This is a genomic window from Oceanisphaera sp. IT1-181 (assembly GCF_033807535.1).
Classification (GTDB): Bacteria; Pseudomonadota; Gammaproteobacteria; order Enterobacterales; family Aeromonadaceae; genus Oceanimonas.
Genome location: NZ_CP136856.1, coordinates 2,418,287 through 2,432,672, shown reverse-complemented (window position 1 = coordinate 2,432,672; position 14,386 = coordinate 2,418,287). Strand labels below are relative to the sequence as shown.

At 50.0% G+C, this 14,386-nt stretch carries 11 protein-coding genes and 6 tRNA genes; 3 read left to right on the top strand and 14 right to left on the bottom strand.

The window, feature by feature from the left end:
• Positions 1–110: 110 nt before the first annotated feature.
• On the top strand, positions 111–596 hold the full coding sequence (locus R0134_RS10830; protein ID WP_319781926.1) for a zinc ribbon-containing protein: 486 nt from the start codon (positions 111–113) through the stop codon (positions 594–596).
• A 380-nt stretch (positions 597–976) separates the two neighbouring features.
• Here R0134_RS10830 and lnt read toward each other — a convergent pair whose 3' ends face one another.
• From lnt to miaB, 5 genes are all read right to left on the bottom strand, one after another.
• Positions 977–2,527, bottom strand: coding sequence for an apolipoprotein N-acyltransferase (gene lnt / locus R0134_RS10825; protein WP_319781925.1), 1,551 nt, complete (start codon positions 2,525–2,527; stop codon positions 977–979).
• 2 nt (positions 2,528–2,529) lie between these two features.
• The gene (corC, locus tag R0134_RS10820) at positions 2,530–3,411 is read right to left on the bottom strand and encodes a CNNM family magnesium/cobalt transport protein CorC (RefSeq protein ID WP_319781924.1); all 882 of its coding nucleotides are present in this window, start codon (positions 3,409–3,411) and stop codon (positions 2,530–2,532) included.
• Positions 3,412–3,420: 9 nt separating this feature from the next.
• Positions 3,421–3,885, bottom strand: a complete 465-nt coding sequence (ybeY, locus tag R0134_RS10815; protein ID WP_319781923.1) for an rRNA maturation RNase YbeY — start codon at positions 3,883–3,885, stop codon at positions 3,421–3,423.
• Positions 3,886–3,936: 51 nt separating this feature from the next.
• Positions 3,937–4,959 carry a PhoH family protein gene (locus R0134_RS10810; protein ID WP_319781922.1) on the bottom strand — a complete coding sequence of 341 codons (1,023 nt, stop codon included), beginning with the start codon at positions 4,957–4,959 and terminating at the stop codon, positions 3,937–3,939.
• A gap of 118 nt (positions 4,960–5,077) precedes the next feature.
• Positions 5,078–6,508 carry a tRNA (N6-isopentenyl adenosine(37)-C2)-methylthiotransferase MiaB gene (miaB, locus tag R0134_RS10805; RefSeq protein ID WP_319781921.1) on the bottom strand — a complete coding sequence of 477 codons (1,431 nt, stop codon included), beginning with the start codon at positions 6,506–6,508 and terminating at the stop codon, positions 5,078–5,080.
• Positions 6,509–6,718: 210 nt separating this feature from the next.
• On the opposite strand from miaB, the gene R0134_RS10800 reads away from it, so the two are divergent.
• A complete protein-coding gene (locus R0134_RS10800) occupies positions 6,719–7,900 on the top strand; it encodes an FAD-dependent monooxygenase (protein WP_319781920.1) in 1,182 nt (393 codons plus the stop codon).
• 588 nt (positions 7,901–8,488) lie between these two features.
• Here R0134_RS10800 and R0134_RS10795 read toward each other — a convergent pair.
• From R0134_RS10795 to pth, 8 genes are all read right to left on the bottom strand, one after another.
• Positions 8,489–8,563 (bottom strand) — tRNA-Gln (locus tag R0134_RS10795).
• Positions 8,564–8,663: 100 nt separating this feature from the next.
• Positions 8,664–8,748: transfer RNA gene (locus R0134_RS10790), tRNA-Leu, on the bottom strand.
• Between the two features lie 7 nt (positions 8,749–8,755).
• Positions 8,756–8,832 (bottom strand) — tRNA-Met (locus R0134_RS10785).
• A 195-nt stretch (positions 8,833–9,027) separates the two neighbouring features.
• Positions 9,028–9,102: transfer RNA gene (locus R0134_RS10780), tRNA-Gln, on the bottom strand.
• A gap of 310 nt (positions 9,103–9,412) precedes the next feature.
• Positions 9,413–9,487, bottom strand: a tRNA-Gln gene (locus R0134_RS10775).
• A 7-nt stretch (positions 9,488–9,494) separates the two neighbouring features.
• Positions 9,495–9,571, bottom strand: a tRNA-Met gene (locus R0134_RS10770).
• Between the two features lie 489 nt (positions 9,572–10,060).
• Complete coding sequence (ychF, locus tag R0134_RS10765; RefSeq protein WP_319781919.1) at positions 10,061–11,152, bottom strand: redox-regulated ATPase YchF; 1,092 nt, start codon at positions 11,150–11,152, stop codon at positions 10,061–10,063.
• Between the two features lie 80 nt (positions 11,153–11,232).
• The gene (pth, locus tag R0134_RS10760; protein WP_319781917.1) at positions 11,233–11,829 is read right to left on the bottom strand and encodes an aminoacyl-tRNA hydrolase; all 597 of its coding nucleotides are present in this window, start codon (positions 11,827–11,829) and stop codon (positions 11,233–11,235) included.
• Positions 11,830–12,486: 657 nt separating this feature from the next.
• On the opposite strand from pth, the gene R0134_RS10755 reads away from it, so the two are divergent.
• A complete protein-coding gene (locus R0134_RS10755; protein ID WP_319781916.1) occupies positions 12,487–13,215 on the top strand; it encodes a sulfite exporter TauE/SafE family protein in 729 nt (242 codons plus the stop codon).
• A gap of 157 nt (positions 13,216–13,372) precedes the next feature.
• On the opposite strand, the gene R0134_RS10750 is transcribed toward R0134_RS10755, so the two are convergent.
• The gene (locus R0134_RS10750; RefSeq protein ID WP_319781583.1) at positions 13,373–14,365 is read right to left on the bottom strand and encodes an IS110 family transposase; all 993 of its coding nucleotides are present in this window, start codon (positions 14,363–14,365) and stop codon (positions 13,373–13,375) included.
• Between the last annotated feature and the right edge of the window lie 21 nt (positions 14,366–14,386).

Below are 14,386 nucleotides of genomic sequence, written 5' to 3'. Positions count from 1 at the left end.
TCTGAGAAATGGGTGATAAACCACGGCGATATATCGACATAGAATACCCTAGGGGGGGAAAGGCAACAATAGCCGCCCCTTAGCGCTGACTATCTTAAGGGAGAATGCGCATGGATAACCAAGATCATAAAAAGAAAAAAGGTTATGACGAGTTTGTGGCTGAGTTACAAAAACGCTGGCAAGAAAGCGATGATGTCAGCATCAAAGAGCTGGTCAATACCACGCACGCCTACATGGAAGCGGTCAGTGATCTGACCAAAGATGAGTTGGCGCTGATTGCCGAATACGTGAAACGCGACTTAGTAGAGCTAGAAGACAGCGGCGATGAGTTTCGAGACAGCCTCTATTATCGACGCATCAAAGAAACGGTCTGGGGCTGGTTGTCGGATATCACCGACAAAAGCCAGCTGGAATGGCACGAGCTGGCCACTGAGTTAAGACAACACGGTGAATACCAAGCGGGCGACGTAGTCGGCCCCGGCCGCTTCGACTGCACCTTATGCGCCCATTCTCATGAAGTGACGCACCCAGAAGTGCTGACCACATGTTTAGAATGCAACCACAACCGCTTTATCCGCCGACCGTTGGCGGTTTGATTTTCCGTGAGGGGTGAGGGGGAAAGCGTGAAGAGCTGTCTTTCGTAGGCGGCAATTTATTCGCCGCGGTTTTATATTATTTTAAAAACAGCCAGCTACGCTGGCCTGCCGAAGTCCTCTTTACCCAAGAGACGGGCAGCTACGGGGGGCGTGTCTTTTGTAGGCGGCCGTTTCTTAGATAAAGAGTATTCGCCGCGGTTTTGTTCTGATTTTTAGGCTAAATATCCTGCTTCGCAGGACCAGCGAATAAATTGCTGGGCTACAAATTCAAAACCATTTGTAGGTAGCCTTGTTTTTTGTCGTCGGAAAAATCTATTTTTACAGCTAAAAAAACGCCGCATCTCGTGATGCGGCGTTTTTGTTTCTAGCCGAGCGCTGCTCTAGCTTCTCGCTCTATTTCTCAGGTTTTGTTGGGCGGCTAAACGCTGTTGGCGGCCGTAAAACTGGCGGCGGCCTACGGTGATACCCACTAAAACACTGATCAGTAACCAGGCTAACAACGGCATGCTGCCAAAGCGAGCATAAGGGGTGAGCCCCGTCATGCCGGTGACGTTGGCTTGTAACACGCCGGTCTCAAACTGTGGCAAGCTGGCGGTGATCTGGCCTTTTTCATCCGTGACTAGCGTGACGCCATTATTGGTAGCACGAATTAGCGGTCGACCCAGCTCAAGGGCGCGCATGCGGGCAATTTCTTGATGCTGCCAAGGACCTATCGACTGACCAAACCAAGTATCGTTAGATACGGTCAGCAGGTAATCCGTGTTTGGTTTCATGTTCGCGCGCACTAGACTGGGGAAGGCCACTTCATAACAAATAGCCACGCTGAGCTGTTGACCGGCTGCGGTTAAGTCCGGCTGATTTGCCTCTCCGCGAGCAAAAGACGACATCGGCAAGTTAAAAAATGGCGCTATGGGGCGCAACAAGTCGCCAAAGGGCACAAATTCGCCCACCGGCACTAGGTGCTGCTTGTAATAACGATTGCTGTGCTCCATCTCATAAGGAATTGCGTTATGGCCAAGGGTGATCACAGAATTATACATATCACCTGAGCTGGGCTCGGACACTAAACCGGTGATCAAGCTTTGGCCACGGTCGCGCATCATAAGATCCACCTGCTTTAACCAAGGCGCTAATTGTTGCTCTGTGCTGGGCAAAGCGGACTCAGGCCAGATCACCACATCGGCATCGCGCTCTGGCAAAGTAAGGCTAATATAGCGTTCTAAGCTTTGCTCTAATTGCCCCGGGATCCACTTTAGCGATTGCTCAATATTACCCTGCACCAAGGCAAAGCGGCTTTCTTGAGTGGGGGTGACCCATTGCACAAAGTTACTGCTAAAGGCGAGGCCCCACAGCGCGATGGCGGCCACACCCGGCCACCAAGTAGGGCGGCGTTGTAGCAGTAACCAAGCCGTCGCGGCAGTAAAGGTCAACAGCCAGCTGATGCCTTGTACCCCCATAATGGGTGCTAAACCGGCCAGTGGGCCTTCCAGTTGACTGTAACCAAACCATAACCAAGGAAAGCCGGTCATTACCCAGCCCCGTAACCAGTCGGCGGCTATCAGCAATGCGGGCAACACTAATAGCGCCCGCCAAGTGCGAGAGGGCACCAAGCGTTGGGCCAGCCAAATGGCGGCTGCCGTGTACAAGCTCAAATATGCAGCTAATAGCGCCACCAGCAAGAAGGCCGCCCATAACGGCATGCCACCAAAAATGGTCATGCTGTTATGGATCCACCATAAGCCTACTAAGTAAAAGCCCATGGCCCAGATAAAGCTGCGTCGCGCAGCCCTGCCGGGGCTCAGTGTTTGAGTGCTGGCGTATAAACCAAATAAAGACACCAGTGCTAACGGCCAGTAACCGAAAGGGCTGAAGGCGTAAACGCCAAGAACCCCGCTCAGCAGGGCCCCAAGGCTAAAGAAAAAGTGGCGCACGTTTATATGTTTTCCGAGGTGGAGGATTCCTGACTACTGGGGAGCTTAACCTGTAATTGCAGCAAACGTCGACGATCGGTGTGCGCTACTTTAAAGATAAAGCCGTTGATTTCGAGCTGTTCACCTTTAGCGGGTAAGTGACCAAAGGCGTGCATGACTAAGCCACCTACGGTATCTGCCTCTTCGTCACTAAAATCGGTATTAAAATATTCATTAAAGTCTTCGATGTCGGTCAGTGCCGCCACCGCATACACCCGCGACGTAATTTGACGGATTTCCGCGCATTCTTCGGCATCAAACTCGTCTTCAATATCGCCGACGATGAGCTCTAGAATGTCTTCTATGGTCACTAACCCGGAGACGCCGCCAAACTCATCCACCACGATCGCCATGTGATAGCGCTCTTGACGAAATTCTTTTAGCAGCTTATCGAGACGCTTGCTTTCAGGCACCACTACGGCGGTGCGCAGTATCTTGTCGATGGTGAAGGTATCGTCATTGAGGCCAAAGCCGTATTGCAGCAGATCCTTGGCCAGCAAAATGCCCTCTATGTGGTCTTTATCTTCATTGACCACTGGGAAGCGCGAATGAGTGGATTCGATGATCATGGGCAAAAATGAGGACACGGGCTGAGATTTCTCCACCGTCACCATTTGCGAGCGGGGGATCATAATGTCTCGCACCCTCAGCTCGCTCACCTCGAGTACGCCTTCAATCATATCTTTGGTATCTTGATCGATCAGCTCCCGCTGACTGGCTTCCATGATCACTTCTACTAATTCTTCGCGATTCTTCGGTTCGCCCTGAAAAAGCTGACCCAGCTTTTCTAGCCAGTTTTTCTTACTGGACGAACCGTGTTCTGAGTTCGAATTATCGTCGCTCATTGACCTAATTTAACCTTCATCATCTAAGTAGGGATTGGCAAAGCCAAGGGTAGCCAAAATGGCAATTTCTTTTGCTTCCATTATCTCGGCTTCATCATCCTTAATATGGTCAAAGCCCAGTAAATGCAAGCAACCGTGCACCACCATGTGTGCCCAATGGGCGGTGAGCGGTTTATGTTGTTCAATTGCTTCGCGCTCCACCACTTGGCGACAAATCACCAAGTCACCCAATAAGGGCAGCTCAATGCCGGGCGGCGCTTCAAAGGGGAAAGATAACACATTAGTGGACTTATCTTTACCGCGATAATCATGATTAAGCTGGTGACTTTCTGCTTCGTCCACCAAACGCACCGTCACTTCGGCCTCTTCGCGCTCATTAAGCAGCGCGGCTTGTAGCCAAACTTCAAGTTCAGACTCGTTCGGCAAGCCCGGTGCTTCGTCACAGGCCAACTGTAAATCTAACCACAAATTCATGATGTTTCCTGTTATTTAGTTCAGCCTGCTTGTTTAGTTCAGGTTAGTTGTTTAGCTCTGCTTGTCGTTTAACTCAGCCTGTTGGCTGTCAAAGGCTTCATATGCACGCACAATGCGCGCCACTACGGGGTGGCGTACTACGTCTTCTGCATGAAAGAAGTTAAAGGACAGGCCTTCAACGCCGTCGAGCACCTCCATCGCATGGCGCAAGCCGGACTTGGCATTACGCGGCAAGTCTACCTGTGTAATGTCGCCGGTGACCACAGCACGAGAGTTAAAGCCGATGCGCGTTAAAAACATCTTCATCTGCTCAAGGGTGGTATTTTGGCTTTCATCGAGAATAATAAAAGCATCATTTAAGGTGCGACCACGCATATACGCCAAGGGGGCGATTTCAATCACGTTGCGCTCAATCAGCTTTTCGACTTGCTCAAAGCCGAGCATTTCAAATAAGGCGTCATACAGCGGGCGCAAGTAAGGGTCGACTTTTTTGCTTAAATCCCCCGGCAAGAAACCCAGTTTCTCACCGGCCTCAACGGCGGGGCGCGTTAATAAGATACGGCGTACTTCTTGGCGCTCTAACGCATCGACGGCGGCCGCCACGGCCAGATAAGTTTTACCGGTACCGGCAGGGCCAATACCAAAGGTAATATCGTGGCTGGAGATATGCGCCATATAGTGAGCTTGGCTGGCGGTGCGTGGTTTAATTAGGCCACGCTTGGTTTTGATGTTGACCGATTTACCGTACAGATGTTCGATATCTGGGGTGTCATCTTGGTCTAACACTTGGCTTTCTTTAATGGCCAAATGCACCAGCTCGGGCGTAATGTCGGGCACGGCTTGACCGCGTAAGGCTTGCGTTTCCACATATAAATGCTTTAACAAGTGTGCGCCAATATTGACCTGAGCGGTACGCCCCACTAGCGTAAAATACTGATTGTGATAATTAATTTCTATGCCTAAACGGCGCTCTAATTGTTTGATGTTGTCATCAAGCGGGCCACAGAGACTGGCCAAACGCGCACCATCGGCGGGCGCTAATTCAAGTTCTACAGTGGTAACAGTAGGTGACAAAATAACTCCTAGTGTCAGTTATTAAATAAGCGAGAGGAGTAAATTGTCAGAAATGAGGGACTCCTCTTTGCCTGACTCTTTACTCCTCACTCTTTACGCTTCACTCCTTGCGGGTGAACTAAGGCGTAAACGTCGCGACGCCGACTGCATCAGGCACGCCATCGGGGCGGCGGCCTAAAATGCTCTTGGGCGAGGTTTGTACCCGCAGACCCATCTCAGCTTCACCGCGGATAAACTTACCGCGCAGGCTGTTGGGTCTGGCTTCGATAATTTCTACGTCAGCAAAGCCGCCAATCAAGGTATGGGCACCTACAAAGTTCACCACACGGTTATTTTCGGTGCGGCCTCGCAGCTCCATCGGATCCATTTTCGAGGGGCCTTCCACCAGAATACGCTGGGTGGTGCCCAACATCTGACGGCTGATCAGCTGTGCTTGATTATTGATCAGCGTTTGCAGACGCGCCAAGCGGGCTTTCTTCTCTTCCAGTGGCACATCATCAGGCAAATCGGCAGCCGGTGTACCCGGACGAGCGCTAAAGATAAAGCTGTAGCTTAAGTCAAAGCCCACATCTTCAATCAGCTTGAGGGTGCGCTCAAAGTCGTCTTCATCTTCACCGGGAAAGCCGATGATAAAATCAGAGCTGATGGTGACATCCGGGCGTACCGCGCGCAGGCGGCGAATTTTGGACTTATATTCCAACGCCGTGTGCGCGCGTTTCATCAGCGTTAAGATGCGATCTGAGCCACTTTGTACTGGCAGGTGTAAGAAGCTCACCAATTCTGGCGTGTCTCTATAGACCTCAATAATGTCGTCGGTAAATTCAATGGGATGACTGGTGGTGTAGCGCACCCGGTCGATACCATCGATGGATGCCACTAAGCGTAATAATTCCGCGAAGCTGCAAATGCTGCCGTCATGGGTCTCACCACGATAGCCGTTCACGTTTTGGCCTAATAAATTCACCTCACGCACGCCTTGGTCAGCAAGCTGGGCGATTTCGTAGAGCACGTCATCCATGGGGCGGCTGACTTCTTCGCCGCGGGTATAAGGCACCACGCAAAACGAACAGTACTTAGAACAGCCTTCCATGATCGACACATAGGCGCTAGCACCTTCTGCGCGGGGCTCGGGCAGGTTGTCGAATTTCTCTATCTCAGGAAAGGTTACGTCTACTTGAGCGCCGTTACCTTCAAGCACGGCTTTAATCATGGCCGGTAGCCGATGCAGCGTTTGCGGACCAAAGACTAAGTCTACGTAATGGGCGCGGGCACGAATGGCTTCACCTTCTTGAGAAGCCACGCAGCCGCCAACGCCAATCACCAGTTTAGGATTGATCATTTTTAGCGGGCGCCAGCGGCCTAACTGATGAAACACTTTTTCTTGCGCTTTCTCACGAATAGAGCAGGTGTTTAGCAGCAGCACGTCGGCTTCGGTTGGGTCGTCCGTCAGCTCGTAGCCGTGGGTTGCGTCCAGTAGATCGGCCATCTTAGATGAATCGTACTCGTTCATCTGACAGCCCCAGGTTTTAATGTGAAGTTTTTTGCTCATGGCACTCTTGAAATTACGGCCGATATACCGGTAAAGGTCATGCGGCAAGGGACATGGGATCAGGCGGTGAATTCTACTCCTTTAAAGCGCCACTGACCAGATAATATCCAATAGACAGGCCGCAGCCCACATGGGATGGTGGTCTTAGATAAGCACCGAATCTTAAGCATATCTGCGGTAGAATGGGCAAAAATTACGAGGTGAGCAGTCATGGACATGCAACAGGAACAGTGTGACATTGCCATTATTGGCGGAGGTATGGTGGGTGCCTTAGTGGCGGCCTTGTTGGCGCCTACTGGGTTGTCGATTCGCGTTATTGAAGCCAAACGGCCCACGGAATTTAGCCCAGAGCAGCCGCGGGATTTACGGGTGTCCGCCATTAGCGCCACCTCTGTCGCCTTGTTAGAACAAGCCGGCGCTTGGGATAATATTCAAGGTATGCGTGCTTGGCCTTATCAGCGCTTAGAAGCCTATGAGTGGCAAGTCTTTCACACGGAATTTACCGCCGCCAGTGTGGGGCGTGAATATCTGGGGTACATGGTAGAAAACCGCCTGATCCAGCTCGGCCTGTGGCAAGCGCTGGCGCAGTGGCCAAACGTAAAACTGGATTGCCCTAATGGCTTAGAGGCACTGCGCCAATCCGAGACTGGCGCCACGTTAACGCTCACCCATGGCCAACAGCTAGAAGCACGTTTAGTACTGGCTTGTGATGGCGCTGAGTCTTTTACTCGTCAATTAGTCGGCATTGGCATCAGTGCTTGGGATTACGGCCAGCAATGCATGCTGATCAGTATAGAAGCCGATCAACTCGAGTCAGATATGACCTGGCAGCAGTTTACGCCTCAAGGCCCGCGCGCTTTCTTGCCCTTGGGGACCGATCAGGGCTGCTTGGTGTGGTATGACCAAAAACAGCGTATTCAGGCATTGGCCAAGTTAGACAATGACTCTCTCGCCGAGCAAGTGGCCGCGCACTTTCCGCCGCGGATGGGTAATTTTAAAGTGTTAAGCAAAGGCAGTTTCCCGCTGCGCCGTCGCCACGCCAATCAATATGTGAAAGGCCGCGTGGTGTTGCTGGGTGATGCGGCGCATACCATAAATCCATTAGCAGGGCAGGGCGTGAATCTTGGCTTTAAAGACGTGGCCGCCATTACTGAGTTGGTGAGCCAAGGTGTGGAGGCACAATTGGATATTGGCTCAAGTGAGCGTTTAGCCCGTTATCAACGCCGCCGCCGCACCGACAACCTGTTGATGCAAACCACCATGGATGTTTGCTATCACGCCTTTAGCAATAATATCTTGCCGCTGAAAATATTACGCAATTTAGGCTTAAGTGCAGCGCAACACAGTGGCCCGTTAAAAAAGCGCGTCATGAAATATGCGATGGGTTTGTAGGGCAGCGCCGAGCACCAAGCGCCCTACGCCCAGCTAAAGATAAACCCCGAACAGGAAGGCTCGGTTTTATTTGTTTGGTTCGATAATTTTTTGTAGAAGCCACTTTAGCTGGCTGGTGACGCGCAGCGGCACTGTATGTTTTCATGTTGTGCTTGGAATTTATAACGGGTTATTGTGCTGTGAGAGCCATCAGTTTGAGTAAGGACTGAAATCAAAGCTTTGTTTCACAAAGCTGGCCGGCTACTATTTACCTAACATAAGGGCCTCTACGATAAACACGAAGCTGGGCACTTAGGCCGAGATCAAAACCTGCTGCCTACTCTTGATTGCCAATAATCTAAATCCTAGATAGCAAAAAGCCAGCGCTAGGCTGGCTTCTTACTTAATGGCTGGGGTACCGAGAATCGAAGCTGGGCACTAATGCCGAGATCAAAACTTAATACAGCTGCCATTACTAAATATGGCTGGGGTATTAGAGCTTGAATCTGGGCACTGAGGTCGAGATCAAAACCTGCTGCCTACTCTTGATTGCCAATAATCTAAATCCTAGATAGCAAAAAGCCAGCGCTAGGCTGGCTTTTCACTTAATGGCTGGGGTACCAGGATTCGAACCTGGGGATGGCGAGATCAAAACCCGCTGCCTTACCGCTTGGCGATACCCCAATTTTATTATTTAACATTACTAGTTAACTTTTATCACTAAAAGCTAACTTTTTACTACCCGAGATAAATTAAACTATTCAGCTTAATTTCATCTTAAATATGGTGCGGAAGGCGAGACTTGAACTCGCACACCTTGCGGCGCTAGAACCTAAATCTAGTGCGTCTACCAATTTCGCCACTCCCGCTAAAAAGTGGTGGCTATGGCGGGATTCGAACCTGCGACCCCATCATTATGAGTGATGTGCTCTAACCAACTGAGCTACATAGCCACTTCTGTAAACCGAAAGTAATATGCCTATTTTTCTTATCGAAATCAAGACCAAATTTTCTTTCGACCTACGTTGCAAATATTTATCTTTTTTACAAAAAAAACTCTGTAAATAAGATGGCTGGGGTACCAAAAATCGAACATGGGCGCTAAGGCCGAGATCAATGCTTGATGCTTCCAACTTTAAAACTAAATATGGCTGGGGTACCAGGATTCGAACCTGGGGATGGCGAGATCAAAACCCGCTGCCTTACCGCTTGGCGATACCCCAACAAATATGGTTGATATTTATAACATAAATTCAGCCATTTACAAATTTTTATCTTTTTACAAAGTTTAACCTCTGTACAAAGATGGCTGGGGTACTAAGAATCGAGCCTGGGCACAAAGGCCGAGATCAAAACTAAATACATCCAACTTTAAAGCTAGTGGCTGGGGTACCGAGAATCGAACATGGGCAGTGAGGCCGAGATCAAAACTAAATACGTCCAACTTTAAAAGCTAGTGGCTGGGGTACCAAGAATCGAACATGGGCACTAAGGCCGAGATCAAAACTAAATACGTCCAACTTTAAAAGCTAGTGGCTGGGGTACCAGGATTCGAACCTGGGGATGGCGAGATCAAAACCCGCTGCCTTACCGCTTGGCGATACCCCAACAAAAATGGTGGCTATGGCGGGATTCGAACCTGCGACCCCATCATTATGAGTGATGTGCTCTAACCAGCTGAGCTACATAGCCACTACTTGTTCTCAATTTAACGCACCTGATTGCTCGGGGACATCTCGTTGGGAACGGGGCGCATTATGCGTATCCAAGCTCAGAGCGTCAACCGCTTTTTCGGTAAAAAACCCGTTATGCGGATCGTTTGCCGATAAAGTAAACGCTTAGGCTGAGTAATAGACAAAATCAGCGCTAAGTGGCCAGCGCTGATTGGTTATTTTGTCATCCTGATGTGTATCAGGATCTGGTTTGGATTTTAGAACGAAGAGCAAGATACCGGAGTCGTCATGTCGTGCTCGATCCGGTACCGGTATGACGGAGTGTGATTTATGGTCTTGCCGTCATCCTGATGCACATCAGGATCTTGGTTTTATTTTTAGAACTAAGAGCCGATACCGGCAATAAAAAAGCCCGCAGCAGCGGGCTTTTACAGCAAAGCAGGGTGAATTTAGGAAAGGGCATAGGTTTTAACACCTCACTCCTTACACTTCACTCCTCACGAAGAGATTAAACGTTAAACAAGAAATTCAGTACGTCGCCGTCTTTGACCACGTACTCTTTGCCTTCGGCGCGTTGCTTACCGGCTTCTTTGGCACCTTGCTCGCCCTTAAAGGCGATAAAGTCGTCAAAAGCGATGGTTTGGGCGCGGATAAAGCCTTTTTCGAAGTCGGTGTGGATCTTACCGGCCGCTTGCGGCGCGGTGGCACCCACAGGGATGGTCCAAGCACGCACTTCTTTTACGCCAGCTGTAAAGTAGGTCTGTAAGTTAAGTAGCTCGTAACCGGCGCGGATTACGCGGTTTAGACCTGGCTCTTCAATGCCTAAGTCAGCCATAAACTCCGCCGCTTCATCGGCGTCCAGCTCGGCTATTTCCGACTCCATAGCGGCACATACCGGTACTACAATGGCGTTTTCGGCAGCAGCAATCTCACGCACCAAATCCAGATAAGGATTATCTTCAAAGCCGTCATCACTGACGTTGGCAATGTACATGGTGGGCTTAATAGTTAAGAAGTTCAGGTACTCAATGGCGGCCTTTTCTTCTTTAGTCAGCTCAACGCTGCGTAATACTTTGGCTTCTTCCAAGGCTGGCAGTAGTTTTTCTAGCACGCTAACTTCAAATTTGGCGTCTTTATCGCCGCCTTTGGCTTTCTTGGCGTTACGGTAAATGGCACGCTCACAAGTATCGAGATCCGCCAGTGACAGTTCGATATTGATGACTTCGATGTCGTCTTTTGGTGAAACTTTACCGGCAACGTGAATGATATTGTCGTCGGCAAAACAACGCACCACATGGCCAATAGCGTCGGTTTCACGAATATTAGCCAAAAATTTATTACCTAAGCCTTCACCTTTAGAGGCACCGGCTACCAAACCGGCAATGTCCACAAACTCCATAGAGGTGGTCAAGACGCGCTGCGGATTGACGATTTTTGCCAAGGCGTCCAAGCGTTTATCGGGTACCGGTACCACGCCGGTGTTGGGCTCTATGGTACAAAAAGGAAAGTTAGCCGCTTCAATGCCGGCCTTGGTGAGTGCGTTAAACAGAGTGGATTTACCTACGTTAGGTAGGCCCACGATTGCGCATTTAAAACCCATGATATGTGTCCTGAAAGTGATGTCTAAAAAATAACTGAAAAAATTAACTTAAAAAATAGTTAAGAATGATGTGGATAAAATTACTTAGTGGCATCTGCATTAAAGGCATGCAGGCGATTCATTGCCTTATTGATGCCATCTTTAAATAAAATATCGGTGCAACGGGTGGCTTCATCCACCGCGGCTTCCAGTAAGCTGTGCTCGGCGGTCGGCGCTTTGGTTAATACAAAACCGGCCACTTGGGTTTTATGTCCCGGATGGCCAATGCCTATGCGTAACCGATAAAAATCTTTGTTATTGCCCAAGCAGCTTATGGAGTCGCGCAGGCCATTGTGGCCGCCGTGGCCACCGCCTTTTTTAAAGCGCACCGTGCCTGGGCTTAAGTCCAATTCGTCGTGAGCGATTAAAATCGACTCGGGCGCAATTTGGTAAAAATTGGCCATGGCACCCACCGCTTTGCCCGACAAATTCATAAAAGTAGCCGGCACTAATAAGCGCACATCATGTCCTGCAATGCGCACCCGGCCAGTCCAGCCGAAGAACTTTGCTTCTTCTTTCAGGGTGACGCCATGCATGCGCGCCAACTCAGCCACATACCAAACGCCAGCGTTATGGCGGGTTTGTGCGTATTCTGGACCCGGATTACCGAGCCCAACAATCAGTTCGATAGGGTTCATATACTAACTTGGCCGTTAAAAATTACGCCACATTCTAATTAAGAGCGGCAATAATGGCCACCTTGACTAGCAGAAAGCGGCATAATAGCGCGAAAATCGTAGGGCGACTGTAAAGATGCGCGTAAAACATCGCTCTCAAGCTCACGGTTGAGGTGAAAGCGTCGCTATACGTCTTATGTTATACGCCGTTAAAACCAAGGGCAGTATTTATGTGTATGTAGTCATCTTGACGCACGTCAGGATCTCGCCCTCAATCGTCATCCTGATGAAAATCAGGATCTGGGTTTTGGTTTTAAGACCAAGAGTGAGATACCGGGGCAGGCTCGGTATGACAGCAGAGAGCAATGTTTTGTGTTTCTGCCGTCTTCCTGACGCACGTCAGGATCTTGCCCTTATGCCGTCTTCCTGATGAAAATCAGGATCTGGGTTTTGGTTTTAAGACCAAGAGCGAGATACCGGAACAGGCCCGGTATGACAGCAGAGAGCGATGTTTTGTATTTCTGCCGTCTTCCTGACGCACGTCAGGATCTAGGTTTTGTCTTTAAGGCTAAAAGCGAGATACCGGGGCAAGCCCGGTATGACGGCAGAAGGGCGGTGTTTGTCTTTGTCTTAAGCTTACCGCTGCCTGCAGGGTTTATTTTGAACGAAGGATTATGAATGTTTGAGTTATTGGGCTGGTCGTTGTTGGCAGGCATAGTGAATGCGCTGGCCGGTGGCGGTCTGTTTTTTACGTTGCCCGCATTATTAGCGTTAGGAGTCCCCAGTACCTCGGCGGTTGCCACCGCCAGCGTGGCTTCTTGGCCCGGTTATGTGAGTGCGTTTTGGAGCATACGTAGGCAGTTAAAAAGAGGCCCCTTGGCGGCGTTAACATTAATTGGCTTATTGGGTGGTGGCTTAGGTGCCTTGGCACTGGTGCAATTTGATGCCAGCAGCTTTAACTATCTGGTGCCTTGGCTCTTGCTGGCGGTCAGCCTGTTATATGCCCGCCAATTACTCAGCAAAGCCGGCTTTGAAGGGCCGCTGGTACTGCGCAAAGCTGGCTGGCCATTATTGTTCAGTGGCAGCTTTTACGGCGGCTTCTTTGGTGGCGGCTTAGGGGTGCTGTTTATGTCGTTGACCGGCCAGCTGCGCATGGGCACTAACTTACAACAACACGCCATTAAGCTGTATCTGTCGATGCTGGCCAGTGGCGCCACTATAGTGGTGTATTCGCTATCGGGACTGGTGTATTGGCAGGGCGGACTAATACTGGCGGTGGGCTATTTAATCGGCGGCCAGCTCGGTGCCAAGATCTTGAAATGGATCCGACCCAAATTGCTGGCCTGGAGCATAGTGACGTTCGGGATTGGTTTGAGTGGTTACTATTTTTTCAGGTTTTATATGTAAACAGTGTTTGGAGGTGCCTCTGTTTAAGGTAGAAAGTATTCGGCACAGTAGGTCTTGGTCTTGATTTGGAGATTTAAATACATCCAGCTACGCTGGCCCGGCGAATAAATTGCCGGCTACAGGGCTACGGTGGTTTTTGTAGATACTCTGTTGGACGTCAAGATTTTATATGCTGTTCACTGAACAATAACGTCGAATCAAACGGCGTTTCTGTCTTCATACAGGCCCACAAGCCAGTGAGATATTTTCTCATTATCGCGCACTGAGCCTGTATCTTTTTCTTGCCACGTGAGACCAACGCCTCTGAAAATGCTTTGGCCCTGACGTCGTGCTGAGCTGCACACATCGCTGGCATATATAATGCCGAGCGAAGGTACGCATTACCTGCTTTACTGAGCCGTGCAGGTCGGTTAACACTTGTTCCTGACTGCGTGAGACGCACATCAAGCCCTGCAAATCGACTAACTTGTGGCGCTTTTAAATCCTTAGGTAGGACGCATAATTCAGCCAACACAATGAGTGCTGTTGCCCTTCCTACGCCCTTCGCAGCAGACATATTCTTTAAATGCAGAGAAAGTATTTCTGACTCTGCAATTAACGCGAGGGCGGCCTGCGTCAGACGGTCAATACGCCGGCTTAGCATATCAATCCCGTCCTCCTCATCCTCGATTATCATCGGCATCGTTGCCTGTTTGGCTTGCAACGCATGCAACCGGTTCTTCGCTTGGGTGCGTGTACCAGTGAGGCGGTTAATCTGCCTACCGATGTCCCGCAGGCCAAGGTGGCTCTCGCTTGGTGGTGTCCAGAGTCGAGGCTCCATACGCTCACCGTACTCAGCCAACAGGGCCGAGTCGATACCATCGGTCTTGCTTCCCGTCAGCTTAAGCGTAGCAAAGTGATGGAAGCTTTTGGGGTTAATAACGGCGACGGGTAATCCTGCTTTTACCAAGGCGACGGCCAAGTCAAAATAGTAAATTCCCGTCGCTTCCATCACGATAAGAGAAGCCGTTTTAGCCAGGAGTCGTTTGACTGCTTTGGCGTGCCCTTGGGGTGTTTGTTTGAACTGCTCAACTTTAGATGACCGACCATTACTTCTCATCACGAGGTCAAATGTTTTAGCTGCAATATCAATCCCCACAAAGACGTTCATGGCCTTTCCTTTAAGCAATGG